This is a genomic window from uncultured Phyllobacterium sp., assembly GCF_902479695.1.
Lineage (GTDB): Bacteria > Pseudomonadota > Alphaproteobacteria > Rhizobiales > Rhizobiaceae > Phyllobacterium > Phyllobacterium calauticae.
Window position 1 is genome coordinate 15689 of record NZ_CABSQF010000041.1, and the last position, 23510, is coordinate 39198.

The 23510-nt window shown below is 59.4% G+C and carries 21 protein-coding genes and 1 pseudogene; 16 read left to right on the top strand and 6 right to left on the bottom strand.

The genetic code is table 11. The features are described 5' to 3' along the window. Nucleotides 1–79: 79 nt before the first annotated feature. The 5 genes from RDL77_RS19895 to RDL77_RS19915 all read left to right on the top strand — a co-directional run bounded on the left by RDL77_RS19895 (nucleotide 80) and on the right by RDL77_RS19915 (nucleotide 7200). The gene (locus RDL77_RS19895; RefSeq protein ID WP_223614613.1) at nucleotides 80–1675 is read left to right on the top strand and encodes a peptide ABC transporter substrate-binding protein; all 1596 of its coding nucleotides are present in this window, start codon (nucleotides 80–82) and stop codon (nucleotides 1673–1675) included. 191 nt (nucleotides 1676–1866) lie between these two features. Then, nucleotides 1867–3468, top strand: a complete 1602-nt coding sequence (locus RDL77_RS19900) for a peptide ABC transporter substrate-binding protein (protein ID WP_288194433.1) — start codon at nucleotides 1867–1869, stop codon at nucleotides 3466–3468. Nucleotides 3469–3547: 79 nt separating this feature from the next. After that, the gene (gene oppB, locus RDL77_RS19905; protein ID WP_105733698.1) at nucleotides 3548–4471 is read left to right on the top strand and encodes an oligopeptide ABC transporter permease OppB; all 924 of its coding nucleotides are present in this window, start codon (nucleotides 3548–3550) and stop codon (nucleotides 4469–4471) included. Next, on the top strand, nucleotides 4464–5594 hold the full coding sequence (locus tag RDL77_RS19910; RefSeq protein WP_223614611.1) for an ABC transporter permease subunit: 1131 nt from the start codon (nucleotides 4464–4466) through the stop codon (nucleotides 5592–5594). The genes oppB and RDL77_RS19910 overlap by 8 nt, the downstream gene beginning before the upstream one ends. A gap of 1 nt (nucleotide 5595) precedes the next feature. Further along, a complete protein-coding gene (locus RDL77_RS19915) occupies nucleotides 5596–7200 on the top strand; it encodes an ABC transporter ATP-binding protein (RefSeq protein ID WP_223614610.1) in 1605 nt (534 codons plus the stop codon). A gap of 73 nt (nucleotides 7201–7273) precedes the next feature. Here RDL77_RS19915 and RDL77_RS19920 read toward each other — a convergent pair whose 3' ends face one another. From RDL77_RS19920 to RDL77_RS19930, 3 genes are read right to left on the bottom strand one after another with little or no spacing between them, the layout of a single operon-like run. Next, nucleotides 7274–8206, bottom strand: a complete 933-nt coding sequence (locus RDL77_RS19920; RefSeq protein WP_288194434.1) for a carbohydrate kinase — start codon at nucleotides 8204–8206, stop codon at nucleotides 7274–7276. Next, nucleotides 8203–8649, bottom strand: a complete 447-nt coding sequence (locus tag RDL77_RS19925; RefSeq protein WP_223614926.1) for an RbsD/FucU family protein — start codon at nucleotides 8647–8649, stop codon at nucleotides 8203–8205. The genes RDL77_RS19920 and RDL77_RS19925 overlap by 4 nt, the downstream gene beginning before the upstream one ends. Nucleotides 8650–8651: 2 nt before the next feature. Further along, nucleotides 8652–9800: an ROK family transcriptional regulator gene (locus RDL77_RS19930; RefSeq protein WP_223614608.1), complete on the bottom strand. Its 1149-nt coding sequence runs from the start codon at nucleotides 9798–9800 to the stop codon at nucleotides 8652–8654. A gap of 313 nt (nucleotides 9801–10113) precedes the next feature. Between RDL77_RS19930 and RDL77_RS19935 the strand changes: the two genes are divergently transcribed. The 6 genes and pseudogenes from RDL77_RS19935 to RDL77_RS19960 all read left to right on the top strand — a co-directional run. Next, nucleotides 10114–11130, top strand: a complete 1017-nt coding sequence (locus RDL77_RS19935) for a sugar ABC transporter substrate-binding protein (protein ID WP_288194444.1) — start codon at nucleotides 10114–10116, stop codon at nucleotides 11128–11130. Between the two features lie 94 nt (nucleotides 11131–11224). Then, complete coding sequence (locus tag RDL77_RS19940; RefSeq protein WP_288194435.1) at nucleotides 11225–12307, top strand: ABC transporter permease; 1083 nt, start codon at nucleotides 11225–11227, stop codon at nucleotides 12305–12307. Further along, on the top strand, nucleotides 12307–13086 hold the full coding sequence (locus RDL77_RS19945) for an ATP-binding cassette domain-containing protein (protein WP_223614606.1): 780 nt from the start codon (nucleotides 12307–12309) through the stop codon (nucleotides 13084–13086). Before RDL77_RS19940 ends, RDL77_RS19945 begins: the two co-directional genes overlap by 1 nt. Before the next feature lie 16 nt (nucleotides 13087–13102). Beyond that, complete coding sequence (locus RDL77_RS19950; protein ID WP_223614605.1) at nucleotides 13103–13792, top strand: D-lyxose/D-mannose family sugar isomerase; 690 nt, start codon at nucleotides 13103–13105, stop codon at nucleotides 13790–13792. Nucleotides 13793–13826: 34 nt separating this feature from the next. Further along, nucleotides 13827–14453 carry a nucleoside triphosphate hydrolase gene (locus RDL77_RS19955; protein WP_288194436.1) on the top strand — a complete coding sequence of 209 codons (627 nt, stop codon included), beginning with the start codon at nucleotides 13827–13829 and terminating at the stop codon, nucleotides 14451–14453. Between the two features lie 3 nt (nucleotides 14454–14456). Further along, a pseudogene (locus tag RDL77_RS19960) lies at nucleotides 14457–15512 on the top strand (alpha/beta fold hydrolase); the annotation flags it as partial. Nucleotides 15513–15525: 13 nt separating this feature from the next. Here RDL77_RS19960 and RDL77_RS19965 read toward each other — a convergent pair. Continuing rightward, nucleotides 15526–16308, bottom strand: coding sequence for an IclR family transcriptional regulator (locus RDL77_RS19965; RefSeq protein WP_288194437.1), 783 nt, complete (start codon nucleotides 16306–16308; stop codon nucleotides 15526–15528). A gap of 99 nt (nucleotides 16309–16407) precedes the next feature. Here RDL77_RS19965 and RDL77_RS19970 point away from each other — a divergent pair, with 99 nt between their 5' ends. Genes RDL77_RS19970 through RDL77_RS19985 form a run of 4 tightly spaced genes read left to right on the top strand, consistent with a single transcriptional unit; the run spans nucleotide 16408 to nucleotide 19629 of the window. Continuing rightward, nucleotides 16408–17175 (top strand): SDR family NAD(P)-dependent oxidoreductase, encoded by a 768-nt coding sequence (locus RDL77_RS19970; RefSeq protein ID WP_288194438.1) that lies wholly within the window; start codon nucleotides 16408–16410, stop codon nucleotides 17173–17175. After that, nucleotides 17172–18101 carry a 2-dehydro-3-deoxygalactonokinase gene (locus RDL77_RS19975; protein WP_288194439.1) on the top strand — a complete coding sequence of 310 codons (930 nt, stop codon included), beginning with the start codon at nucleotides 17172–17174 and terminating at the stop codon, nucleotides 18099–18101. Before RDL77_RS19970 ends, RDL77_RS19975 begins: the two co-directional genes overlap by 4 nt. A 5-nt stretch (nucleotides 18102–18106) precedes the next feature. Further along, complete coding sequence (locus tag RDL77_RS19980) at nucleotides 18107–18751, top strand: 2-dehydro-3-deoxy-6-phosphogalactonate aldolase (RefSeq protein ID WP_288194440.1); 645 nt, start codon at nucleotides 18107–18109, stop codon at nucleotides 18749–18751. Between the two features lie 2 nt (nucleotides 18752–18753). Beyond that, nucleotides 18754–19629: an SMP-30/gluconolactonase/LRE family protein gene (locus RDL77_RS19985; protein ID WP_223614599.1), complete on the top strand. Its 876-nt coding sequence runs from the start codon at nucleotides 18754–18756 to the stop codon at nucleotides 19627–19629. Nucleotides 19630–19644: 15 nt separating this feature from the next. Here the strand turns inward: RDL77_RS19985 and RDL77_RS19990 are convergent, their stop codons facing one another. Both RDL77_RS19990 and RDL77_RS19995 read right to left on the bottom strand, forming a co-directional pair. Continuing rightward, on the bottom strand, nucleotides 19645–20907 hold the full coding sequence (locus tag RDL77_RS19990) for an MFS transporter (RefSeq protein ID WP_288194441.1): 1263 nt from the start codon (nucleotides 20905–20907) through the stop codon (nucleotides 19645–19647). A gap of 154 nt (nucleotides 20908–21061) precedes the next feature. Next, the gene (locus RDL77_RS19995; RefSeq protein ID WP_288194442.1) at nucleotides 21062–21550 is read right to left on the bottom strand and encodes a hypothetical protein; all 489 of its coding nucleotides are present in this window, start codon (nucleotides 21548–21550) and stop codon (nucleotides 21062–21064) included. A 272-nt stretch (nucleotides 21551–21822) separates the two neighbouring features. Between RDL77_RS19995 and RDL77_RS20000 the strand changes: the two genes are divergently transcribed. Beyond that, the gene (locus RDL77_RS20000) at nucleotides 21823–23304 is read left to right on the top strand and encodes a sensor domain-containing diguanylate cyclase (RefSeq protein ID WP_223614597.1); all 1482 of its coding nucleotides are present in this window, start codon (nucleotides 21823–21825) and stop codon (nucleotides 23302–23304) included. The last annotated feature ends 206 nt before the right edge of the window (nucleotides 23305–23510 follow it).

The window sequence follows — 23510 nt, forward strand, 5'->3', positions numbered from 1 at the left end:
AGAATCGACGGCTTGCGTTTGGCAAAATTTTGGCTTTTGTTCATGCCTTCATAATTCTTCAAAGGGGAAGGACCAAAAAATGTCATTTATGAAACTCAACCTCCGCGCGGCGCTGCTGCTTGGATCGCTGATGATCGGCGCAAGCCCGGCACTGGCAGAAGCCGTGCTGCATCGCGGCAACAGCGGCGAACCGCAGACCCTTGATCAGTCACAGACCTCGATCGATATCGAAGCATTCATCGTCAAGGATCTTTACGAGGGCCTGACGATCTATGACGCCATGGGCAAGATTGTACCGGGCACCGCGGAAAGCTGGAAGGTTTCCGATGACGGCACCGTCTACACGTTCAAGCTGCGCGACAATGCGAACTGGTCGGATGGCACGCCGGTAACGGCGGAAGATTTTGTCTTCTCGATGCGCCGCGTCGAAGACCCGAAGACAGCTGCTGGCTACGCCAATATCCTTTATCCCATCAAGAATGCCGAAGCCGTCAACAAGAGCAAGGCCAAGGTGGAAGAACTCGGCGTAAAGGCCATCGATGCCAAGACGCTGGAAATCACGCTCGAACGTCCGACCCCTTTCTTCATCGAACTGCTGTCGCACCAGACTGCGCTGCCGATCAACAAGGCCAGCTTCGAAAAGAATGGCGCCGATTTCGTCAAACCGGGCAAACTGGTGGGCAATGGCGCATTCAAGCTGCTTGAGCACGTGCCGAACGACCATCTGACCGTTGCCAAGAACGAACATTACTGGGACGCGGCGAACGTCAAGCTCGACAAGGTCATCTTCTATCCCCTGGAAGACCAGGCCGCAGCCGTCCGACGATACGAAGCCGGTGAACTGGACCTCGTCTACAACTTCTCCTCCGACCAGATCGAGCGCATGCGCGCCGCCAATGCCAAGCAGGTCCACGTGACCCCGGCCATGGCAACCTACTACTACCCCTTCGATACGCGCACCGAACCGTTCAACGATGTGCGTGTGCGCCGTGCCCTTTCGATGGCCGTCGATCGCGATTTCCTTGCCAAGGACATCTACAACGGTACCAAACTGCCGGTTTACTCCCTGGTTCCTCCGGGCATGGAAAACTACGGCGAACCGTCCAAGGCCGATTTTGCCGACAAGTCGCAGCTTGACCGTGAAGATGAAGCGCTCAAGCTGATGAAGGAAGCGGGCTATGGCGAAGGCGGCAAGCCGCTCACCATCGAGATCCGCTACAACACCAACCCGAACCACGAGCGTGTGGCGACGGCTGTTGCCGACATGTGGAAAAAGGCCTTCGGCGCCAAGGTCACGCTGATGAACCTCGATATTTCATCGCACTATGCCTACCTGCAGGAAGGCGGCAAATTCAACGTTGCCCGCGCCGGCTGGACGGCGGACTATGCCGATCCGGAAAACTTCCTGAACCTCAATGTCAGCACCAACAAGACCTTCAATTACGGGCATTATTCCAATCCCGAATTTGATGCACTGATGAAGAAGTCCTACGAAGAGCGCAATCCTGCGGAACGCGCCAAGATCCTGCACCAGGCAGAAGCATTGATCATGCGCGACCAGCCGATCGCGCCGCTGATGAATGATGCGAACCTCTGGCTCGTGGCCGACAAGGTCAAGGGCTGGGGTGACAACGCCAACAACGAGCACCTGAGCAAATATCTCAGCGTTGAATAGCAAAGTCTGACGCGCAACCCGCACCCGCGGGTTGCGCGTCACGCTTTTGCCCGGCTCGTTATGCGCCACTTACCGACCGCAAATCGACAAACAGACATGACCCGGCACGGCCCTTTCGACAGGACCGTGAACGGATGGATATTGCCATTTCATGTCAAACACCGACCAGTAAACGGCGAGGGAACAGCCAGATGACGTTTGCGAAGTTGAATATGACCGCCGCCCTGCTTGCCGGTTCGCTTGTGCTGGCGGCAGGCCCGGCGCTTGCCGAAGCGGTGCTGCACCGCGGCAATTCCGGCGAGCCGCAAACGCTGGATCCGTCCCAGACCTCGCTGGAGATCGAGGCATTCATCCTGAAAGACCTCTATGAAGGTCTGACCAGCTATGACCCCGCCGGCAAGATCGTGCCGGGCGCGGCCGAGAGCTGGACTGTCTCCGACGACGGCACGGTCTATACCTTCAAGATCCGCGCCAATGCCAACTGGTCGGACGGCTCGCCCGTCACCGCGGACGATTTCATTTTCTCCTTCAAGCGTGTCGAAGAGCCGAAGACGGCCGCCGGCTACGCCAACATGCTCTACCCCATCAAGAATGCTGAGAAGATCAACAAGGGCGAGCTGCCCGTCGACCAGATCGGCATGAAGGCGATTGATGCCAAGACGCTCGAAATCACCCTGGAGCGCGCCACGCCGTTCTTCGTCGAACTGCTGGCGCACCAGACCGCCCTGCCAGTCAACAGGGCAAGCCTTGAAAAGAACGGCGCCGAGTTCATCAAGCCGGGCAAACTGGTCTCCAACGGCGCCTTCGAGCTTGTCGAACACGTGCAGAACGATCATCTGACCGCCGCCAGGAACCCGGATTACTGGGGTGCCGGCGATGTGAAACTCGACAAGGTCATCTTCTACCCGACCGAGGATCAGGCCGCCGCCGTGCGCCGTTTCGAGGCCAGGGAAATGGACCTCGTCTACAATTTCTCGGCCGACCAGATCGAGCGCCTGCGTGCATCCATGGGCGATCAGGTGCGCATCACCCCGGCGCTGTCGACCTATTTCTATTCCTTCGACACCCGCGTCGAACCGTTCAGCGACGTGCGCGTGCGCCGGGCGCTGTCCATGGCGATCGACCGCGATTTCCTGTCGAAGGAAATCTACAAGGGTGCGCAGCTGCCGGCCTATTCGCTCGTGCCGCTTGGCATTGCCAATTACGGTGAACCGGCCAAGCCCGATTTTGCCGACATGTCGCAGCTCGACCGCGACGACAAGGCGGTCGCGCTGATGAAGGAGGCGGGCTATGGCGCGGGCGGCAAGCCGCTCACCATCGAGATCCGCTACAACACCAATCCCAATCACGAACGGGTCGCCATCGCCGTTGCCGATATGTGGAAAAAGGCCTTCGACGCCAATGTGACCCTGCTGCAGAACGATATCAGCGCCCATTACGCCTATCTGAAGGAGGGCGGCAAGTTCAACGTGGCGCGGGCCGGCTGGACCGCGGATTATGCCGATGCCGAGAACTTCATGGTGATCAATCTGAGCACCAACACCACCTTCAATTATGGTCGCTGGAACAATCCGGACTTCGATGCCCTGGTCAAGAAATCCTACAACGAAAAAGACCCCGCGGCCCGCGCCAAGATTCTGCATGAAGCCGAAGCACTGGTCCTGCAGGAACAGCCCGTCGCGCCCATGATGAATTTCGGGCAGCTCTGGCTCGTGTCCAACCGCGTCACGGGCTGGAAGGACAACGGCACCAACGACCATCTGAGTAAATATCTGAGCCTTGCGGAACAATGAGCGGGTTGAACGCAACGGTCTAATTGAGTGAGTGGGTGCAGCTGCTGCGAAAGCTGCACAGAAGAGAGAGTATATCTCCATGTTTCATTTCGTCCTTCGCCGACTGGCGAGTGCAGTGCCGACATTGTTCATTGTCGTCACCATTTCGTTCTTCCTGATGCGGTTTGCACCGGGCGGCCCCTTCAACCTTGAAAGACCGCTGCCGCCGGCGACGATGGAAAACCTGATGAAGGCCTACCATCTCGATCAGCCGCTCTGGAACCAGTATCTGCAATATCTCAAGAATGCAGTGACCGGCGATTTCGGCCCGAGCTACATCTACAAGGACAACACGATTGCCGAGCTGATCGGCAAGGGCCTGCCTTACTCGGTAGAGCTTGGATTCTATGCCTTGCTCCTTGCACTCTTCGGCGGGGTCATTGTCGGGACGATCGCGGCTTTGCGCCAGAACAGTTTCCTCGATTTCCTCATCATGTCCGTCGCGACAATCGGCGTGACGGTACCCAATTTCGTCGTGGGCCCGGTGCTCACATTGATTTTCGCGGTGCTGTTGTCCCTTTTGCCCGCGGGTGGCTGGGGTGACGGATCGTGGCGCTTCCTGATATTGCCGATGATTGCGCTGGCGCTGCCGCAGCTGGCCGTCTTTGCCCGTCTCACACGCGGCTCGATGATCGAAGGCCTGCATACCGATCACATCCGCACGGCGCGCGCCTACGGATTGCCGCCAAGGACCGTCGTCATCACCCACGCGATGCGCGGGGCACTCCTGCCGGTTGTCTCCTATCTCGCGCCTTGCGCCGCCGCGCTGCTGACCGGTTCCGCCGTGGTCGAAACCATCTTCACCATTCCCGGCGTCGGCCGCTACTTCGTGCTGGGCGCCATCAATCGCGATTACACGCTCGTGATGGGAACGGTCGTTCTCGTGGCGATTTTCGTCATCGTTTTCAATCTTGTGGTCGATATTCTGTACGGCCTTCTTGATCCGAGGGTTCGCCATGACTGATATATCAACAACAAACATCCCCGAGAAGGAAACCCAGGGGCGCAGCCTGTTTCAGCTGGCAACGCTCCGCTTCCGCCGCAACCGTGCGGCGATGGCCGGCTGCGTGGTGCTGTTCTTCATCACCCTGTTTTCCTTCTTCGGACCCTATTTCCTCAGTCATACCTACGATCAGGTATTCCCGTCCTACGTCACCATCCCGCCGAGCCTTGAAGCCTTGCCGAAGGCCGATACCCTCGGCGACGTGATGGCAGGCGTGGCAAGCCGTGCCCGGGTGCAGCTGAAGGAATTTGCCGTCGACGGCAACACCTTCACCGCAACCATTCATTCGGACCAGCCAATCGATCCGCGGGCGACCCGCTATTTCGACCGGGCAAACGAGTTTCAGGGTACGAAGGTGGCGGCCACGGAAGACGATGGCAAAACCCTCAAGCTGTCGGGCAATGTCAATCGCGAATACTTCTTCTTCGGCACCGACGCCAACGGCCGCGACATGCTGGCCCGCATCATGCTTGGCGGGCAGATTTCGCTGGCCGTCGGGTTCCTTGCCAGTCTTGTTTCACTGGCTGTCGGCGTAACCTACGGCGCCATCTCCGGTTACATCGGCGGGCGCGTCGACAATGTGATGATGCGCCTGATCGAGATTCTCTATTCCCTGCCGTTCGTGTTTCTCGTCGTGGTGCTCGTCGTCTTCTTCGGGCGCAGTTTTATCCTGATCTTTCTGGTGATCGGTGCCGTGGAATGGCTTGATATGGCACGCATTGTGCGCGGTCAGACCCTTGCCCTGAAACGACGCGAATTCATCGGCGCGGCACAGGCCCTGGGGTTGACCGACTGGCAGATCATCCGCCGGCACATCATTCCCAATACGATTGGTCCCGTCATCGTCTTCGTCACGGTCGTGGTTCCGAAAGTCATCCTTCTGGAAAGCTTCCTGTCCTTCCTCGGTCTCGGTGTTCAGGCGCCGCTGACCAGTTGGGGGGCACTGATTTCCGAAGGTGCAAACAAGATGCAATCTGCACCATGGCTGCTGATTTTCCCTGCCATTTTCTTTGTCGTCACCCTGTTCTCGCTGAACTTCATCGGTGACGGCCTGCGTGATGCACTCGACCCGAAGGACCGCTGAAATGACGGACAACAAAGATGCAGTATTGTCCGTGCGCGGACTGAAAGTCGACTTCACCACGCCGGACGGCGATGTCAATGCCGTCAAGGGCATCGATCTCGATGTTCTTCCCGGCGAAACGCTGGCCGTCGTTGGTGAATCCGGCTCCGGCAAGAGCCAGACCATGATGGGCATCATGGGTCTCCTGGCGCAGAACGGCCGCGTGGCCGGCTCGGCAAAATATCGCGGCAAGGAACTGGTCGGCCTGTCGACCAAGGCGCTCAACGAGGTGCGCGGCTCGAAAATCACCATGATTTTCCAGGAGCCCATGACCTCGCTCGACCCGCTTTACACGATCGGGCGACAGATTGCCGAGCCCATCGTCCACCACAAGGGTGTCAGCTTCAAGCAGGCGAAGGTGCGCGTGCTCGAACTGTTGAAGCTTGTCGGCATTCCCGAACCGGAACGGCGTATCAACAGCTACCCGCACGAAATGTCCGGCGGTCAGCGTCAGCGCGTCATGATCGCCATGGCGCTTGCCAACGAACCGGATCTTCTGATTGCCGATGAGCCGACCACCGCGCTCGACGTGACGATCCAGGCCCAGATTCTTGATCTCCTGCGCGATTTGCAGAAGCGGTTCGGCATGGCCATCGTGCTGATTACCCATGATCTTGGCGTGGTCAAACATTTTGCCGAGCGCGTGGTTGTCATGCGGCGCGGCGAGGTCGTCGAAAAAGGGACAATCAAGGACATCTTTGAACGCCCGCAGGAAGACTATACCAAGATGTTGCTGGCCGCGGAGCCCAGCGGCAGCAAGTCGGCGCCGGAAGACAAGGCGCCGATCATGCTGGAAGGGCGCAATGTCACGGTTGACTTCGCCATTGGCGGCGGTTTCTTCACCAGCGCACACACGCGCTTTCGCGCCGTGGACGGTGTAACGGTCCGGCTCAAGCAGCGGCAAACCATCGGCATTGTCGGTGAATCCGGCTCCGGAAAGTCAACGCTCGGCCGGGCACTCCTGCGGCTTCTGCCGAGCAATGGCCAGTATCATTTTGAAAACAAAAATATTTCCGGCTTTGATCGCGCTGCCATGCGGCCGCTGCGCCGGGAATTGCAGCTGGTGTTCCAGGATCCCTACGGCTCGCTTTCGCCGCGCCAGACAGTGGGTGAAATCATCACCGAAGGCCTGCTCATCCACGAGCCGCAACTGTCGCGCGCCGACCGCGACAAGCGGGCCATTGCGGCACTCAAGGAAGTGGGGCTCGATCCGGGTGCACGCAATCGCTATCCGCATGAGTTTTCCGGGGGACAGCGGCAACGCATCGCCATCGCGCGCGCCATGATCCTCAAGCCGAAGGTCGTCATTCTCGATGAACCGACCTCGGCGCTCGACCGGTCTGTGCAGGGGCAGGTGATCGAACTGCTGCGCGACCTGCAGGCCAAGCACGATCTGTCCTATATCTTCATCAGTCACGATCTCGCAGTGATCAAGGCGATGTCCGACTATGTGATCGTGATGAAGAGCGGCAAGATCGTCGAGGAAGGCCAGACCGACGATATTTTCGATGCGCCGCAGCACGATTATACCAAGACGCTGATCGGCGCTGCGTTCGATCTGGATTGAAGACGCGCGTGTCCAATGTAAAACGCCGTTCTGTGGATTGTCACAGAACGGCGTTTTGCAGAGCGCGAAACAATTAGAGTTCAGACCGCCAGGGCGGGTTGGCGCCCGCGCGCGATACGGTGACCGCAGACGCCTTGACACCGAGCAGCAGGGCCTCGCGGATTTGCTCTTCCTCAAGCGACGTCAGCGCAGCTTTGGCCAGAAGGCCGGCTTCCTGCAGCGAGGTCAGGACGCCCGCCGTGAACGTATCGCCGGCGCCGACCGTATCGACAACCGCGACCTTCTGCGCCGCCACGTGCACCGCCAGCTCGGATGTATAGCCGGTCACGCCATCCGCACCGTGGGTGACGAGAATGAGCTTCGGGCCATGCTGCGATGCCGGGACAATCCAGCGCCGTGCAATCTCTTCCATCGTGCCGCTCTCACCGAACCAGCGCATATCCTCATCGGAAATCTTGACGATATCGCTCATGGCGATCATGCGGCGCATGCGCGCCAGATGCTTTTCCTTGTCGGGGATAAAGCCCGGCCGGATGTTGGGGTCGAGAACGATGACGCGCTTTTCATGCTCGCGCGCCATCAGTGCTTCATAGGTCGAGCCGCAGGGTTCCGGAATGAGGCTGATCGCGCCGAACTGCAGCGTCGTGACATTGTCCTCCAGCGCCGGCAGATCGCCGAGGGCGAGTGAACGCCCGGCACTGTTTTCGTCGTAGAAGGTGTAGCTGGCCTGGCCGTCGGTCAGGCGCACGAAGGCAAGCGTCGTGGGCTGCGGCGAAATATGCGCGTAGCGCGTGCCGACATGGTTGGCCGCCAGGCTTTCACGCAGCATCTGACCGAAGAAATCCGAGGAAACGCCGGAATAGAATTCGGTCGGCACGCCGAGGCGGCCCAAGGCAATGGCTGTATTGAAACCCGCGCCGCCGACATAGGGCGCAAAAGCCGGTTCACCCGCCTCGCTCGCGCGCGGCAACATGTCGATCAGCGCTTCACCACAACATAGGATCATTTGTCAGTTTCTTTCGATGGATAGATGACGCCCTTGCGGACGATGATATTGCCGTAAAGCCTTGGTTCGCTTGTCGCGATGATGGTGTGGGCATCCTTCACCCGTGTGTAGAACGCATCACCGACCAGCGGCAAGAGCGAAAATCCGGGGGCGCGGCGCGCGCAAACTTCGCTCATTTCCTCGTGCACCGGATCGAGGAGATCGGGATTTCCTTTCACCGTTGCGCGGAACAGCGCGTGCGGCACGAAATCATCCACCGGCATGACCTGCAGGATCGCATCGAGGATGGGAATCAGCGGCAGGCCATCGGCCCGGATCAGCCGCCGGGCATGTTCCAGCGCCGGGTAATTGCCGTCGACCAGCGCGATTTCGTCGCCATGGCCCATGGCACGCAAGGTCGCGAGAAGCTCCGGGCCCAGGATGGGCGGAATACCAATCAGCACGTTCAATCGACCTTTCTGAATATTTTCTGTCCGATGAGGAACCGGTCCGACAGGGCAAGACTGGCGGCCCCGAGGGCTCTTGCATGAATGCCGACCGAGCCTTCGACAATGACGGGCAGCTCGATCCCCTCCAGATCGAATGTTCCGACATGGGTGCGCACGGCATCGACGATCCGCGCACGCACGTGCGCGGGCATCCAGCCATCGATAACAGCCGCTTCAAAATCGACAACCGACGCGGCGGCAATCACAGCCTGCGCAATGGCCTTGCCCGAACGGTCGATCCAACCGTCCAATTCCTCCCCCATCGGGCCCCAATCATCGGGCGAGGTCCACAGCGGGGAGGGGTCGCGGCCAAGGCCGGTGACGATGCGCTCCAGCGCGGTGATCGATGCAATGTCGATCAGCTGCTGCGTGGTCCCGTCGGGACCGGGCACCGGCATGGAACCGAGCGCGCCGGCATTGCCGCTGCGCCCCGCATAGAGGCTGCCATTGATGACGATACCGCCGCCGATGAACGAGCCGATATAGAAATAGACGAAATCATTGAGGTCTTTTGTCTCGCCGAAGACAAGCTCCGCACCGCAGGCCGCCGTGATGTCATTCTGCAGATAGACCGGAAAATCGCAGATGGCGGCAATCGATGCCTTGATATCGGACTGGCGCCATTGATCGAGGATTTCCTGCGGCGCCCCGACTGTATCGGCCCATTTCCACAGTTCGAACGGCGCGGCTATGCCAAGACCGGCAACCTTCGAACGCTGCTTCGCGTCAAGGCCATCCAGCATCGTCGCGATGCCATCCCTGGTGAAAGCCAGGACCGAATCCGGCGTCGGATAGGCATAGGGCATATGCAGCATGGACCGGATACGCCCGACAAAATCGATCAGCACCAGATCCGCGCTGCGCCGCCCGATCTTGAGGCCGAGGAAGAAAGCACCTTCCGGATTGAGCGACATGGGAATGAGCGGCTGGCCGATGCGGCCGCGCAGCGGCTCTTCGCGCGAAAGCAACTCGTCGGCTTCCAGCATGCGCATGATGATCGAGATTGTCTGCGCCGAAAGTCCTGTCATCCGCGCAATGGCTGTTTTGGCAAGGCTGCCATGCTGGCGCAACAGCGAAAGCACGACCCGCTCATTGTGGTCGCGCATGCCGCTCTGGTTTGTTCCCTGGTGAAGCGGCGGCCGTGTTCCTCCCGGACCGTGGCGCTCCGATAGTCTGATGCCCAAAAGGACGTCCTCCCTGATATCGGCGCGACAATGGAGCCATCAGGCAAATCTGTCAATAATAAATAAGAGTGATTTATTAATGTTGACAGCTTGGCGAGGCTGGTATTTCCTAGAGCAGCACTTGGCCGGGAGGATAACTGTCCGAGGTGTTCATGCGAAAATAGGGCTGCCCACCGGCAGCGCGTCGTAATACGATCAAACTCTGGGAGGTAGTGACATGCGCAAAAGCATTTATCTGAAATCAACCATTCTTGGTGCCGCCGTTGTGGCCATCGCCGCCTTTGCCGCTCCGGCACAGGCTGCAGGCGTCGGTGGCTGCCTGATCCCCAAGGCCGGCCCCAATCCGTTTTTCGTCAAAATGAAAGAGGGCGCCGTTTCCAAGGCAAAGGAACTCGGCGTCGACCTCAAAACCTATGCCGGCAAGATCGACGGCGACAGCGAAAGCCAGGTGGCCGCCATTGAAACCTGCATCGCCGATGGTGCCAAGGGCATCCTGATCACCGCATCCGACACGGCCGGCATTGTTTCGTCGGTCAAGCAGGCCCGCGCTGCCGGCGTCCTCGTCATTGCACTCGATACACCGCTTGATCCGATCGATGCGGCAGACGCAACATTTGCCACGGACAATCTTCTGGCAGGCGAACTCGTCGGCAAGTGGGCCGCTGAAACGTTGGGCGACAAGGCCAAGGATGCAAAAATTGCCTTCCTTGACCTGACACCCTCGCAGCCGTCGGTCGATGTGCTGCGCGACCAGGGTTTCATGAAGGGCTTTGGCATTGACGTGGTCGACATCAACAAGATCGGCGACGAAACAGACCCGCGCATTGTCGGCCATGACGTTACCAACGGCAATGAAGAAGGCGGCCGCAAGGCGATGGAAAACCTTCTGCAGAAAGATCCTGGCATCAACGTCGTTCATACGATCAATGAACCGGCCGCGGCCGGTGCTTACGAAGCACTGAAGGCATTCGGCAAGGACAAGGGCGTCCTTCTCGTGTCCATCGACGGCGGCTGCCCGGGCGTGAAGAATGTCGAAGCCGGCATCATCGGCGCAACCTCGCAGCAGTATCCGCTGATGATGGCTTCGCTCGGCATCGAGGCAATCAAGAAGTTCGCCGATACCGGCGAAAAGCCGAAGCCGACGGCAGGCAAGAGCTTCTTTGATACGGGCGTTTCCCTGGTGACGGACAAGCCGGTCAAGGGCGTCGAGTCCATCGACGTGAAAAGCGGCCTTGCCAAGTGCTGGGGCTGATCGCGCCCTGATTTGACAGAAAAGCCAGCAAACAGCGAGAGGACGGTGTAAAACCGTCCTCTCTGAGCTGCGCAAATTTTGGGGGAACCAACCCATGAACGAAGCCAATCCGGGATCACAACCCAAACAGGAATTCGAGCGCGTTCTGACACAGAGCGCCACGGCCATCGCCAGTTTCGACGGCGAGCAGAAGAGCCTGGTCGAGCGGACGCGCCATTTTCTTCATTCGAGCCCGGCAGCGGTACCGCTGATCGTTCTCGTTCTGTCGCTGGCGGTTTTCGCCATTATTGTCGGTTCGCGCTTTTTCACACCCTTTGCCCTGTCGCTGATCCTGCAACAGGTCGCGATCGTCGGCATTGTCGGCGCCGCCCAGACCTTGGTGATCCTGACCGCCGGTATCGACCTTTCCGTCGGCGCGATCATGGTCCTCACATCGGTTGTCATGGGCCAGTTCACCTTCCGTTACGGACTGCCTGTCGAACTTTCCATCCTGTGCGGCGTGGCCCTCGGCGGATTGTGCGGTCTCATCAACGGCATTCTCATTGCCTATGTGAAACTGCCTCCCTTCATCGTCACGCTCGGCACTTGGCAGATCTTTCTGGCCACGACTTATATCTACTCGGCCAACGAAACGATTCGGGCGCAGGACATCGAAGCGAAGGCGCGCATGCTGCAGTTCTTCGGCGAAAAAATCCAGATCGGCAGCGCCACCTTCACCTATGGCGTGTTTGCCATGATCCTTCTGATCGCCATTCTCTGGTACGTGCTGAACCACACCGCCTGGGGCCGCCATCTCTATGCGATCGGCGATGATCCGGAAGCGGCGGAACTGGCGGGTGTCAGGACCAAGCGCGTGCTGATTTCCGTCTACGTGCTGGCCGGTTTCATCTGCGCGCTCGCCGGTTGGGCCCAGATCGGCCGCAACGGTTCGGTGTCACCGCAGGTCGGCCAGTTCGCCAATATCGAATCCATCACCGCGGTCGTTATCGGCGGCATGTCGCTCTTCGGCGGACGCGGCTCCATCCTCGGCATGCTGTTCGGCGCGCTGATCGTCGGCGTCTTCTCCTTCGGCATGCGCATGTACGGCACGGATGTCCAATGGACCTATCTGATGATCGGCGTCCTGATCATCACGGCCGTGGCAATCGATCAGTGGATCAGAAAGGTAGCAGGCTGATGACACCGCAACCCATTCTCACCGCCCGCGGCCTGGTCAAGCGTTACGGCCGCGTCACCGCGCTCGATCATGCGGATTTCGATCTTTATGCCGGCGAAGTCCTCGCCGTCATTGGCGACAACGGCGCGGGAAAATCCTCGCTGATCAAGGCGATTTCCGGTGCGGTTCATCCCGACGAGGGCGAGATCACGCTCGATGGCAAGCCGATCCATTTCCGTTCTCCCATGGAAGCGCGCGATGCCGGGATCGAAACCGTCTATCAGAACCTTGCCCTGTCGCCGGCACTTTCCATCGCCGACAACATGTTTCTCGGCCGCGAAATCCGCAAGCCGGGTATTCTGGGCAGCTGGCTGCGCATGCTCGACCGCAAGACCATGGAAAAGCAGGCCCGTGACAAGCTGACCGAGCTTGGCCTGATGACCATTCAGAATATCAGCCAGGCGGTGGAAACGCTCTCCGGCGGCCAGCGGCAGGGTGTCGCCGTGGCGCGCGCGGCCGCCTTCGGCTCCAAGGTCGTGATCATGGACGAACCGACGGCGGCGCTCGGCGTCAAGGAGTCACGCCGCGTTCTCGAGCTCATCCAGGATGTAAAAAAGCGCGGATTGCCGATTGTGCTGATCTCGCACAATATGCCACATGTTTTCGAAGTGGCGGACCGCATCCACATTCACCGGCTTGGCAAACGCCTTTGTGTCATCGACCCGAAGGAATACAGCATGTCGGATGCCGTGGCATTCATGACCGGCGCCAAGGAACCACCCGCCAGTCTTGCTGCATGAAGGACAGAATTGAAAAATGAAACGCTCAGAAGTCAACGCGATCATCCGTGAAAGCGACAAGTTCATCCGCTCGTTCGGCTATGTCATGCCGCCTTTCGCCTACTGGTCGCCGGAAGAGCTGAAGGCCCGCACGTCAAGCGATTCCAGGGCCATTCTCGATGCCAGGCTCGGCTGGGATATCACCGACTATGGGCAGGGCAAGTTCGATGAACTCGGCCTGTTCCTCTTCACCACCCGCAACGGCAATCAGGCAGACCTGAAAAAGGGCGGCGGCATGCTCTATGCGGAAAAGATCATGATCTCCCGCGAAAAGCAGCTCTCGCCGATGCACCGCCATATCGTCAAGGCCGAGGACATCATCAACCGCGGCGGCGGCACGCTCGTGCTCGAACTGTTCAACTCGAATGCCGATGGCAGCGTCGACGAGAAGACGGATGTGGAAGTGGCAACGGACGGGCGTATCGTCACGCTGAAGGCCGGCGGCCTGCTGAAGCTGCAGCCGGGCGAAAGCGTGACGCTGCTGCCGGGAAACTGGCACGCATTCTGGGGCGAGGGCGGCGACGTCCTGATCGGCGAGGTTTCCACGGTCAATGACGACCTGACCGACAATATCTTCCGCGAGCCGATCGGCCGCTTCTCTTCGATTGAAGAAGACGAGGCACCGGTGCATCTTCTGGTTTCCGATTATGACAAATGGCTTGCCTGAGCCATCGGACGGTTACGGCAACGGATAGCATTCCATGATTATAGCGATCGATGACCTGGTGACGGCCATTCTGGCCCGCGCCACCGAAACCAAACGTTTGATCGTTGCCATTGCCGGCCCTCCCGGGGCCGGCAAATCCACCGTTTCCGCCGCTATATCTGCGGCAATCAACACGCGCGAGGCCAATGCGGCCGTCGTGGTGCCCATGGACGGATTCCATCTAGACAACGCCATCCTCGATGCGCGCGACCAGCGCAAGCGCAAGGGATCGCCGCCGACCTTCGACTGTGCCGGCCTCGAAGTGCTGTTGAAACGCCTCAGGGCAGGGGAAGACAATGTCGTCATTCCGCTCTTTGACCGCAAGCTCGATCTCGCCCGGGCGGGCGCTGCCGTGGTCAGCGGCGATCAGCGCATTCTTCTGGTCGAGGGGAACTATCTTCTTCTGAACCAGTCGCCCTGGGACCGGCTGGCTCCGCTGTTCGACCTCACGGTATTCCTGCAGGTGGATCGTGTCGAAATGGAAAACCGCCTCGTGCAGCGGTGGCTGGGCTATGGCTACAATGTCGGCTCGGCACAGCAGCGTGCCCTATCGAACGACATACCCAATGCCGACCTTGTGCTCTCCGCCTCGCGCCCCGCTGACTACACGGTCGTCAACTAAAGCCATTGGGAAGCCTGCGGCAATCCGCGGGGAATTCCGGCCCTCGTGCTGCACGGCGGGCCGGGTTCCGGCTCATCCGCAAACGCGCGGCGTTTCTTCGATCCTGAGCGCTACCGCATCATCCTGTTCGATCAGCGGGGCTGCGGACGCAGCATACCGCATGCCAGCGATCCCCAGACCGATATGTCCGTGAACACGACGGAACATTTGTTGAGGGATATCGAATGTTTGCGCGCGCATCTTGATATCGGGCATTGGCTTCTGTTCGGCATGTCATGGGGCTGTACGCTCGGGCTTGCCTATGCCGAGGCCTATCCGGAGCGTGTCCGGGCTTTGGTGGTGGCAGGGGTGACCACGACGCGTCGATCCGAGATCGATTGGCTCTATCGCGGCATCGCTCCGCTGTTTCCCGAGCAGTGGGCGCATTTCCGGCGCGGTGCTGAGCTGGACAATGCCCGGCATGTCTCCGGTGCGTGGTTCGACAAGCTCACCATGAGGCGATTGAGTGCCCTGCAGAAACAAGACCTCCCTCATGGTGAGCTTGTCGAACCACGCACTCAGCCAATGCAGCAAGACTTGGCCAAAAACACCGATGAGCCCGATGACGATCTTGTCGCTGCCTATTATCGCCTGCTCAACGATGCGCATCCCGCCATCCGTTTGCAGGCGGCGCGCGACTGGCATGCATGGGAGTCCGCATCCATTCTTGTCGATCCCGCGGCAAAACTGTCACCGAAATGGTCGGATGATCGCTATATCCTGGCACGCGCCCGCATCATCACCCATTACTTCCATCACAATGCCTGGCTGGAAGACCGCATTTTATTGAACCAAGCCAGTCTGTTGAAGGGAATTCCTGGTGTCATGATTCAGGGCCGTTTCGACCTTGAAGCCCCACTTGTCACCGCGTGGGAGTTATCGAAGGTCTGGGCGGATGGCACGCTTGTCATCGTGCCCAATACGGGTCATTCCCCAACCAGTCCCGGCATGACGGACGCCATTATCGCCGCAACGGACCGGTTTGCAAGCGGGCCGTCAAATGGTGCGGTCGGCATTTGATGCAACCGAAAGCCTATGCGCGGGGTGAAAGGCGTGTGGCCATGTTTGCCATGATTGCCGCAGCCGCCGCGCGGGTAATGCCAGCCCAGGACTGCAAGACTTCCGGAGTTATGCGGTAGGCGGGGCCGGTGACGGAAATGCCCGCAACGAAGTGCCGGTTATTGGCATGTATCGGCGCGGCAACGCAGCAAATGTCCGCCTCGTGTTCTTCCCGGTCATAGGCATTGCCTTCCACCCGGATCTGCTCGATTTCCTGCCGCAACGCCTTGGCATCGGGCAGCGTGCTCGGAGTAAAACGCCGAAACGCGATCTGGGCAATGCGCGCCTGAAGCTCGTCGTCGGGCAGGGCGGACAGGGCTGCCTTGCCGACGCCGGTGCAATAGACCGGGGCGGTATTGCCGATCTGCGAATACATGCGCACGCTCTGCCGGCTTTCGACCTTGTCGAGATAGATCACCTCGATACCCCGCAACACGCCCAAATGAACCGTTTCACCGGTCTGCTCGTGCAGTCTCTGCAGGTGCGGTTCGGCAATGGCGCGAAAATCATTGCTGGCCCAGGCCCTGGAGGCGAGCTCCAGCAGGCGCAGCCCGAGACCGTAGGAGTGATCCCGGTTCAGGTCGAGAAGTCCTTCCTCGATCAGATTGGATATTTGCCGGTGCAGCGTGCCACGCGGCTGGTCGGACAGTTTGAGCACATCGGTGAAGCGAAGCGGTACGGGCGATGATGCAATGATGTGCACGACCTCAAGCGCCTTTCCGAGCGTCCCCGTTGAATTTTCCCGTGCCTTGCCCATTGAATCGCAACCGCCTCTTGACTTTCGGCACCATAGGATGACTATTCTATATAGTCAAATCAAGTTCCAAATAATGGAACGTTGCAGCGAGATTTTCTCATGATGCCCTCGGCGATTTTCCCTGACCTGAAAGATCGTTCTGTCCTGATCACCGGGGGAGGGTCCGGGATCGGCGCAGCGTTGACGGAAGGCTTCGTGCGTCAGGGCGCGCGCGTTGCCTTCATCGACATTGCAGATGAGGCTTCGCAGGCACTGGCAGAGCGCCTCGACCGCGAATATGGCAACCGGCCGCTCTATCTCAATACGGACCTGCGCGATATCGAAGCGCTGCGTGCCTCAATCGGCCGCGCCATTGAGGCCCACGGCCCGGTGACGGTGCTTGTGAACAATGCCGCCTGGGACGACAGGCACGACATCGATGATGTGACCGTCGAGTACTGGGACAAGAACCAGTCGGTCAATCTGCGTCCGCAGTTCTTCGCCGCGCAGGCCGTTGTGCCGGGCATGCGGCAGGCGGGCGGCGGTTCCATTGTCAATTTCACCTCGACGTCCTTCATGATCAATCAGGGCAACTTTCCCTCCTATACCGCTGCAAAGGCTGGGATTATCGGCCTGACCAAAGGCCTTGCCGGACGCCTCGGGCCGGAGAAAATCCGCGTCAATGCGATCGCGCCGGGATGGGTCATCACCGACCGCCAGCGCGAACTCTGGGTGACGGAGGACGGTTTGAAATCCCACATCGGCAAGCAGGTCCTCAAGGAAGAAATCCAGCCCGGTGACATGGTCGGCCCCTGCCTGTTTCTCGCCTCCGATGCCGCCCGCATGCTCACCGCCCAGACATTGATTGTCGATGGAGGCTATCTGTGACCACCGCTGCAACCTATGCCGTTGCCGACTGGGGCACCAGCCGTTTCCGCCTCTGGCTTCTCGACCGTGAAGGCCATGTCGTTGCCGAGCGGCGCTCGGACGATGGTCTGGATACCTCCCGCGCGCGCGGTTTCGCTGAAACGCTCGAGGATCATCTCGCCAGCCTGCGCGCACCGGTGGATTTGCCGGTCATCATCTGCGGCATGGCGGGTTCGCGTCAGGGCTGGGTGGAAGCCAATTATGTCCCGGTTCCGGCGGATCTCACCGCCATTCTTTCCGGGGCGGTGAAGATTGCCGGTATCAGGCGCGATGTGCGTATCATTCCCGGTCTGTCGCAGTCGGGCAGCGCGCCCAATGTCATGCGGGGCGAGGAAACCCAGCTGCTGGGTGCCATGCTGGCGCGCAATCTGCGCAGCGGCCTCGTGGCGATGCCCGGCACGCATTCGAAATGGGTCGAGCTGGACGAGGGCAGGGCAACGTCATTTTCCACCTTCCTGACCGGCGAGCTCTATGCGCTTCTGGCCGGGCATTCGATCCTGCGGCATTCCATCGGCAACGCCGCGGAAGCGGTGACACCCGACCACCCCCAATTCACCGCGGGGCTTGAATTGATGCTCGGCGGCAACCGGCGCATGCTGGGCGAGCTCTTTGGCATCCGCGCGGCGATGCTGCTGGAAAATCTGCCGCCGGACGGTGCCGCGTCGCGGCTGTCCGGTCTGCTCATCGGAACGGAAATTGCCGGGGCCAAGGAAAAATTCGGCACCTCGGCCACCATTGCACTCGTCGCATCCGGCGCGATGGCCACGCTTTATGCCAAAGCCATGACCGTTGCCGGCCTGAACTTCGATATCGTCGATGCCGATGAAGCGGTGCGCAAGGGCCTGTTCGTTGCCGCGTCACAGCTTTGGCCAGCCATACAAGGATAATTCCAATGCCCCAATCGTCCGCTCCCTGGCCGAAACTGAAGCGCGATCTCATCGCGATCCTGCGCGGCGTCAAGCCGGATGAAGTGCTGGCCATCGGCGAAGAACTGGTGAAAGCCGGTATCGATGTCATCGAGGTGCCGCTGAATTCACCCGAACCGTTCCAGTCCATCGAGCTCCTGGCAAAGACACTGCCGTCCCATGTCCTGATCGGGGCAGGAACTGTGCTTGATCCCGCCGACATCGCGCGCCTCGATGCAGCGGGGGGCCGCCTGATGATCAGCCCCAATGTCGATGCCGCCGTGCTGGCCGCCGCCGCCCGGGCCGGGATGATCACCATGCCCGGCGTGTTCACGCCGACGGAAGCGCTGGCCGCCTTGCAGGCCGGGGCCTCGGGCCTCAAGTTTTTCCCGGCAAGCGTCCTGGGGCCGGACGGCATCAAGGCGATCAGCGCCATCCTGCCGAAGGGAACAGTCATCGGCGCAGTCGGCGGCGTCGACGAGAACGGCTTTGCCGCCTACGCCAAAGTCGGGGTTCGCACCTTCGGCCTGGGTTCCAGCCTGTACAAGGTCGGCGCATCCGCTTCCCACGTCGCTGAACGGGCAAGGGCCACGGTCGAGGCCTATGACCGCACCTTCCAAGCCGGAGCCTGACCATGGATCAACCGAAGATCAGCATCCTGCACGACGACCCATGTGAACTCGGCGAAGGCCCCGGTTACGATCCGCTGACAAGCACGATCTGGTGGTTCGATATCGTCACCGGCCGACTTTTCGAGAAGCCGCGCGCCGGGGGTCCGGCCGCCATCCACCCGCTCGGCCAGATGGCGAGCGCGCTTGCGGTGATCGATGCGGGGCGCCAGCTGATCGCGACGGAAACAGGTCTGTTCATCCGCGACCGCAAGACCGGACACACGGTCATGCACCAGCCCATCGAGGCGGACAATCCGGTGACCCGCTCGAACGACGCCCGCGTCCATCCGGCGGGCGCCTTCTGGATCGGCACCATGGGCAAGAAATCGCAGAAGGGGGCAGGATCGATCTATTGGTACCGGGAAGGGCAGCTGCGCACCCTTTTCACCGGCATTTCGATCACCAATTCGATCTGCTTCTCGCCGGACGGGCGCATCAGCTATTTCGCCGATACCACCCGCAATATCATCTGGCGAGTCGATACGGATCCGCAGACCGGCCTGCCCATCGGCGAGCCCGCGGTCTTTTACCAGCACAAGGACGCCGGCGGCATTGACGGCTCCGTCGTTGACCGCGACGGCAATCTCTGGAATGCGTGCTGGGGCCGTTCGCATATCGATGTCTATTCGCCCGATGGCAGACGCATCCGTTCGATCGCAACCCCGGCGCGGCAACCATCCTGCCCGGCGTTCATCGACGCCGACTCCGCAACCCTGGTGGTAACGACTGCCTATCATGACATGACGGAAGCAGAGCAAAAATCCGATCCCAATGCCGGCAAGACATTCCTGATCGAACTGGCCGGGAAGGGGCGTTTCGATCCGCCCGTGAGATTGTGACGATTTCGCCTCCCGTCAACCCGAAAGGTCGCGTGTCAGATACGCCCGCTTGCCGAATAGGACCATGATGATGAAGCCGGTGGCTGAAAAGACAATGGCCAGAAGCAGCCAGCCCGGCAAACCCCAGCCAACCAGCAGGGCCGTGAGCAGAATGGGGCCGAACATTTCGGCGGCCGCAGAACTGGTATTGAAGAAACCCTGATATTCGCCCTCCTGCCCCGGCGGCGCCAGTCGGAAGCTTAGATCCCAGGCTCCGGCCATGTGCATCATCTCACCCAACACATGCAGCAAGGCCGCCAGGAAAGCGAATACCACCGTCAGCCATGCCGTCGACGGCACAGCCATTGCTGCAAAAAAGAAACAGGCCACAGACAACAGAAGGGTGGCGAAGAAGATCGACCTGCGCGCCTCGCAAGCGTTGGTGACCCGGCGCGCCAGCCGCACCTGCATCAGCATGACACTTATCGTGTTCAAGCCATAGAGGACCGAAGCGATCCAAAGCGGGGCGTTGGTGTGCAGGGCAATCCACAGGGGCAGCGCCATGTTGAGCAGAGGAATGTAGAGAAGAATGACCGTGTTGAGCAGCGTCAGGATCATATAGGGCCGGTCTCCCAGCACGGTGAGCGGAGAACCTTTCCGGATGGTGGCAAGCCCCGGCGCCACGGGCGGCAGCAAACGATAGGCCGCAGCAGCAGCGAGGAAAATTGCCCCGCCAAGGGCAAAGGCCAGCCGATAGCCGGTCAAACTGTCGAAATACAATGCCAGGCCGCCGATCATGGCACCGGCCGATAGGCCGCAATTGCCTAGCGCACGCAGATACGCGCTCGTTTGCGTGCGCTGGCTGGCATCAATAAGGGTCGCAATCATCGCCATGCGCGCGGTCATGGCGCCACGCAGACATGCGGCAAAGCAACAGGCGGTTATGACAAAGGCCGTGACCCCGCTAACCAACAGGAAAATCCAGTCGCTGACGCCGGCCCCAACGGTCAGCCACGCCGCAATGTTGCGCGCGTTCCAGCGATCGGCAAGAATGCCGATGGGCAATGGCACAAGCAAGCCGACCAGTCCGGCAAGCGTCAGGCCAAGGCCTATTTCGAGCGGCGCCAAACCGGATGCTCTGGAAAAGAACAAGGCAGAACTGGAAAAATATACACCGGCGGCGACGGCACCCATCGTCTGGGCAATGGCAAGCCCGCGAACTGTCCTGTCCGCGGGCAGGATAGTTCGCGGGAAAAGGCCGTGTTTCAACCGATTTTCTGGCTGGGAAAATTCTGTCATTGCTCGTGACGTCTCCCAGCGGCGTGTCGCCTTGCTCTTAAGTCCAAGATTAGCTGGTGGTCCGTTTTTGACATTCGCTGTTGCTTGTATGTTAAATTCGTTCCGTTAGTTAAGCTAACCGGACAGGCGTCAAGGGCGGAACACGCGACTTCTTTCAGCACATGAGATAGACGGTAACCTTCAGATAATTATTGCCGAAGGCGCGGATTGCGTGTGAAAATGCGGCTTTGGCATTTACCGGAATCGGTACGTCGGTATTTTCCGTCACGTTGGGGAAGGAGTCCAAAACTGCCTTTGACTGTTCACCGATACAGTGAACACCTTTATTCTCAATGATAGTTGAATCGAGTTCAGCCGAAAGATTTCCATTCGAAGTACCCCTCCACTTCTTCACGGTCAGTTTATGTGGTGAGGTCTTTTCATAAAAACTGATTTCAGCGTCTCCGCCTGCTTCAACTGTTAAGATGAAGACGCGGCGACTATCCAGTTCAAGGTTAAATTTGCTCAGTTTAGCCAATACTGTTTCGGAATCGCCATACAGCGAGATGACTTCGGGCGACCAAGACACCGAAGTGCAACCAGCGGTTATGGCTACCGGAGCCTCTCCATCGGCTGTCGCAATTGCATATACTGGGTTTGTCATAATCATCCTCCGTTAGATTACCCCCCTGCACAAAACCTACATCAGATCGAAATGACTGAAAATTAGACCAACGGACTAGAGGCGGCAGGGAAGGGTGTCTGACTCTCCCTCGCAGCGAAAAAAGGCCACGCCGATGCGTGTTTCCGGACACATGTCCGGGAGAACCGGTGCAATTTGCAGTGAACGCAACTTGGAGTAGTTGACAATAGCGTCAAAGCTGCCAATCAGGCTGGAATGTTAACCATATTCCTCCGGCCGGGAGACATAATCCGATGGACAAGCTGAATTTGCATCAGGACGAAATAGACGCATTTGATCTTGCTCCCATTTCCCTCTGGCTGGAAGATTTCAGCGATGTCCGGAAATTCTTCGATTCCCTCCGGCAGACCGGTGTCGACGACATCACATCCTATCTGCGCGAGGATGAAAACCGGGTGCGCGATTGCGCAAGGCTCATCCGCGTCATCAAGGTCAACAAGAAGACGCTGTCGCTGTTTGAAGCCGCTGATTTCAGCGAACTCGTCGCCAATCTCGGCGCCATTTTCCGCGACGACATGCTGCAGACGCATGTGCAGGAGCTGGCGCAGCTTTGGCAAGGCAAGGGCGAGTTCTCCAGCGACACCGTGAACTATTCGCTGTCCGGCAAGCGGCTCGATATCCAGCTGCGCGGCAAGGTTCTGCCCGGCTATGAAACAAGCTGGGAAAAGGTCCTTATCTCCATCGAGGACGTGACCGACCGGGAAGAAGCGAGACGGCAGCACGCGGCAAGCCAGCGCTATGCCGAGGGTCTCTTCGAGCATTCTCCCGTATCCCTGTGGGTCGAGGATTTCAGCAAGATCAAGAAGCTGCTTGACGGGCTGCGCAACCGCGGCATCGAAGACTTCCGGGTTTTCACCGATGTTCACCCGGAATTCGTCCAGCAATGCGCCAGCGAAATCCGTGTCATCGATGTGAACCGCGAAACGCTCAAGCTGTTCCAGGCGCCGGACGCCATGACCTTGCTGCGCCGCTTGCCCGACGTCTTCAAGGACGAGATGAACGTGCATTTCCGCGAACAGCTGATCGACCTGTGGAACGGCAAGCTGTTCCATCAGCGCGAGACGGTCAATTACGCGCTCGACGGCACCGAACGCCATGTCCTTCTGCAGTTTTCCGTGCTGCCCGGGCACGAAACAGACTGGTCACTGGTTCAGATATCGCTGACCGATATCACCGCGCGCAAGAAAGCCGAAGCTTATCTTGAATATCTCGGCAAGCATGATGTGCTGACGCGTCTGCACAACCGTGCCTTCTACGTCGATGAGTTGAACCGGCTGGAACGCCGGGAGTTCTTTCCAGTCTCCATCGTCATCCTCGATCTCAACGGACTGAAGACAACGAACGATCAATGGGGCCACGGTGTCGGCGATGGACTGTTGCGCCGGGCCGGCGAAATCCTCAGCGAAGCCGTGAAGCCGCCGCACTATGCCGCGCGGATCGGCGGCGATGAATTTGCCGTGCTTCTGCCGGCAGTCGATGAACCCGGTGCGGTGGCGGTCGTCGAGGAAATTGTCAGCCTGATCGAGATCAACAACCAGTACTATTCCAATATTCCGCTGAGTTTTTCGATTGGCTGGGCCACCAGTGCCGCTGGCGAGAAACTGGAAGCCGTGGCAAAGCGCGCGGACCTGCAGATGTACCAGGACAAGCGGTTGCGCTATTCGACCGGTGAAACCGGTTGGCGCAGTGGTACGACCGTGCGCGAACAGGGCTGATTGCCTTGGTGTCGTCGGGACATGTCTGTATCCTGGCAACAAAGAGTAGTTCCATAACTACTCTTATGCGATTTTGATGTGTAGCCGCAAAGTTAAAATGTCCTGTTTCTGCAAAGTAGAAACGTCGCTGTGTCACCTTCTCGTTGATTGCAACGAGATTTGGGATGCGGATTTTGGGACTGATTTTAATGAGCGAACGCGAACTG

Excerpts from the sequence above, each read along its gene's own strand:
- RDL77_RS19900 (WP_288194433.1), top strand. The coding sequence starts at position 1,867 with ATGACGTTTGCGAAGTTGAATATGACCGCCGCCCTGCTTGCCGGTTCG.
- RDL77_RS19980 (WP_288194440.1), top strand. The coding sequence starts at position 18,107 with ATGCCCCAATCGTCCGCTCCCTGGCCGAAACTGAAGCGCGATCTCATC.
- RDL77_RS19990 (WP_288194441.1), bottom strand. The coding sequence starts at position 20,907 with ATGACAGAATTTTCCCAGCCAGAAAATCGGTTGAAACACGGCCTTTTC.
- RDL77_RS19910 (WP_223614611.1), top strand. The coding sequence starts at position 4,464 with ATGACTGATATATCAACAACAAACATCCCCGAGAAGGAAACCCAGGGG.
- RDL77_RS20000 (WP_223614597.1), top strand. The coding sequence starts at position 21,823 with ATGGACAAGCTGAATTTGCATCAGGACGAAATAGACGCATTTGATCTT.
- RDL77_RS19915 (WP_223614610.1), top strand. The coding sequence starts at position 5,596 with ATGACGGACAACAAAGATGCAGTATTGTCCGTGCGCGGACTGAAAGTC.
- RDL77_RS19985 (WP_223614599.1), top strand. The coding sequence starts at position 18,754 with ATGGATCAACCGAAGATCAGCATCCTGCACGACGACCCATGTGAACTC.
- RDL77_RS19945 (WP_223614606.1), top strand. The coding sequence starts at position 12,307 with ATGACACCGCAACCCATTCTCACCGCCCGCGGCCTGGTCAAGCGTTAC.
- oppB (WP_105733698.1), top strand. The coding sequence starts at position 3,548 with ATGTTTCATTTCGTCCTTCGCCGACTGGCGAGTGCAGTGCCGACATTG.
- RDL77_RS19940 (WP_288194435.1), top strand. The coding sequence starts at position 11,225 with ATGAACGAAGCCAATCCGGGATCACAACCCAAACAGGAATTCGAGCGC.
- RDL77_RS19965 (WP_288194437.1), bottom strand. The coding sequence starts at position 16,308 with ATGGGCAAGGCACGGGAAAATTCAACGGGGACGCTCGGAAAGGCGCTT.
- RDL77_RS19920 (WP_288194434.1), bottom strand. The coding sequence starts at position 8,206 with ATGATCCTATGTTGTGGTGAAGCGCTGATCGACATGTTGCCGCGCGCG.
- RDL77_RS19995 (WP_288194442.1), bottom strand. The coding sequence starts at position 21,550 with ATGACAAACCCAGTATATGCAATTGCGACAGCCGATGGAGAGGCTCCG.
- RDL77_RS19950 (WP_223614605.1), top strand. The coding sequence starts at position 13,103 with ATGAAACGCTCAGAAGTCAACGCGATCATCCGTGAAAGCGACAAGTTC.
- RDL77_RS19930 (WP_223614608.1), bottom strand. The coding sequence starts at position 9,800 with ATGCGCGACCACAATGAGCGGGTCGTGCTTTCGCTGTTGCGCCAGCAT.
- RDL77_RS19955 (WP_288194436.1), top strand. The coding sequence starts at position 13,827 with ATGATTATAGCGATCGATGACCTGGTGACGGCCATTCTGGCCCGCGCC.
- RDL77_RS19970 (WP_288194438.1), top strand. The coding sequence starts at position 16,408 with ATGATGCCCTCGGCGATTTTCCCTGACCTGAAAGATCGTTCTGTCCTG.
- RDL77_RS19895 (WP_223614613.1), top strand. The coding sequence starts at position 80 with ATGTCATTTATGAAACTCAACCTCCGCGCGGCGCTGCTGCTTGGATCG.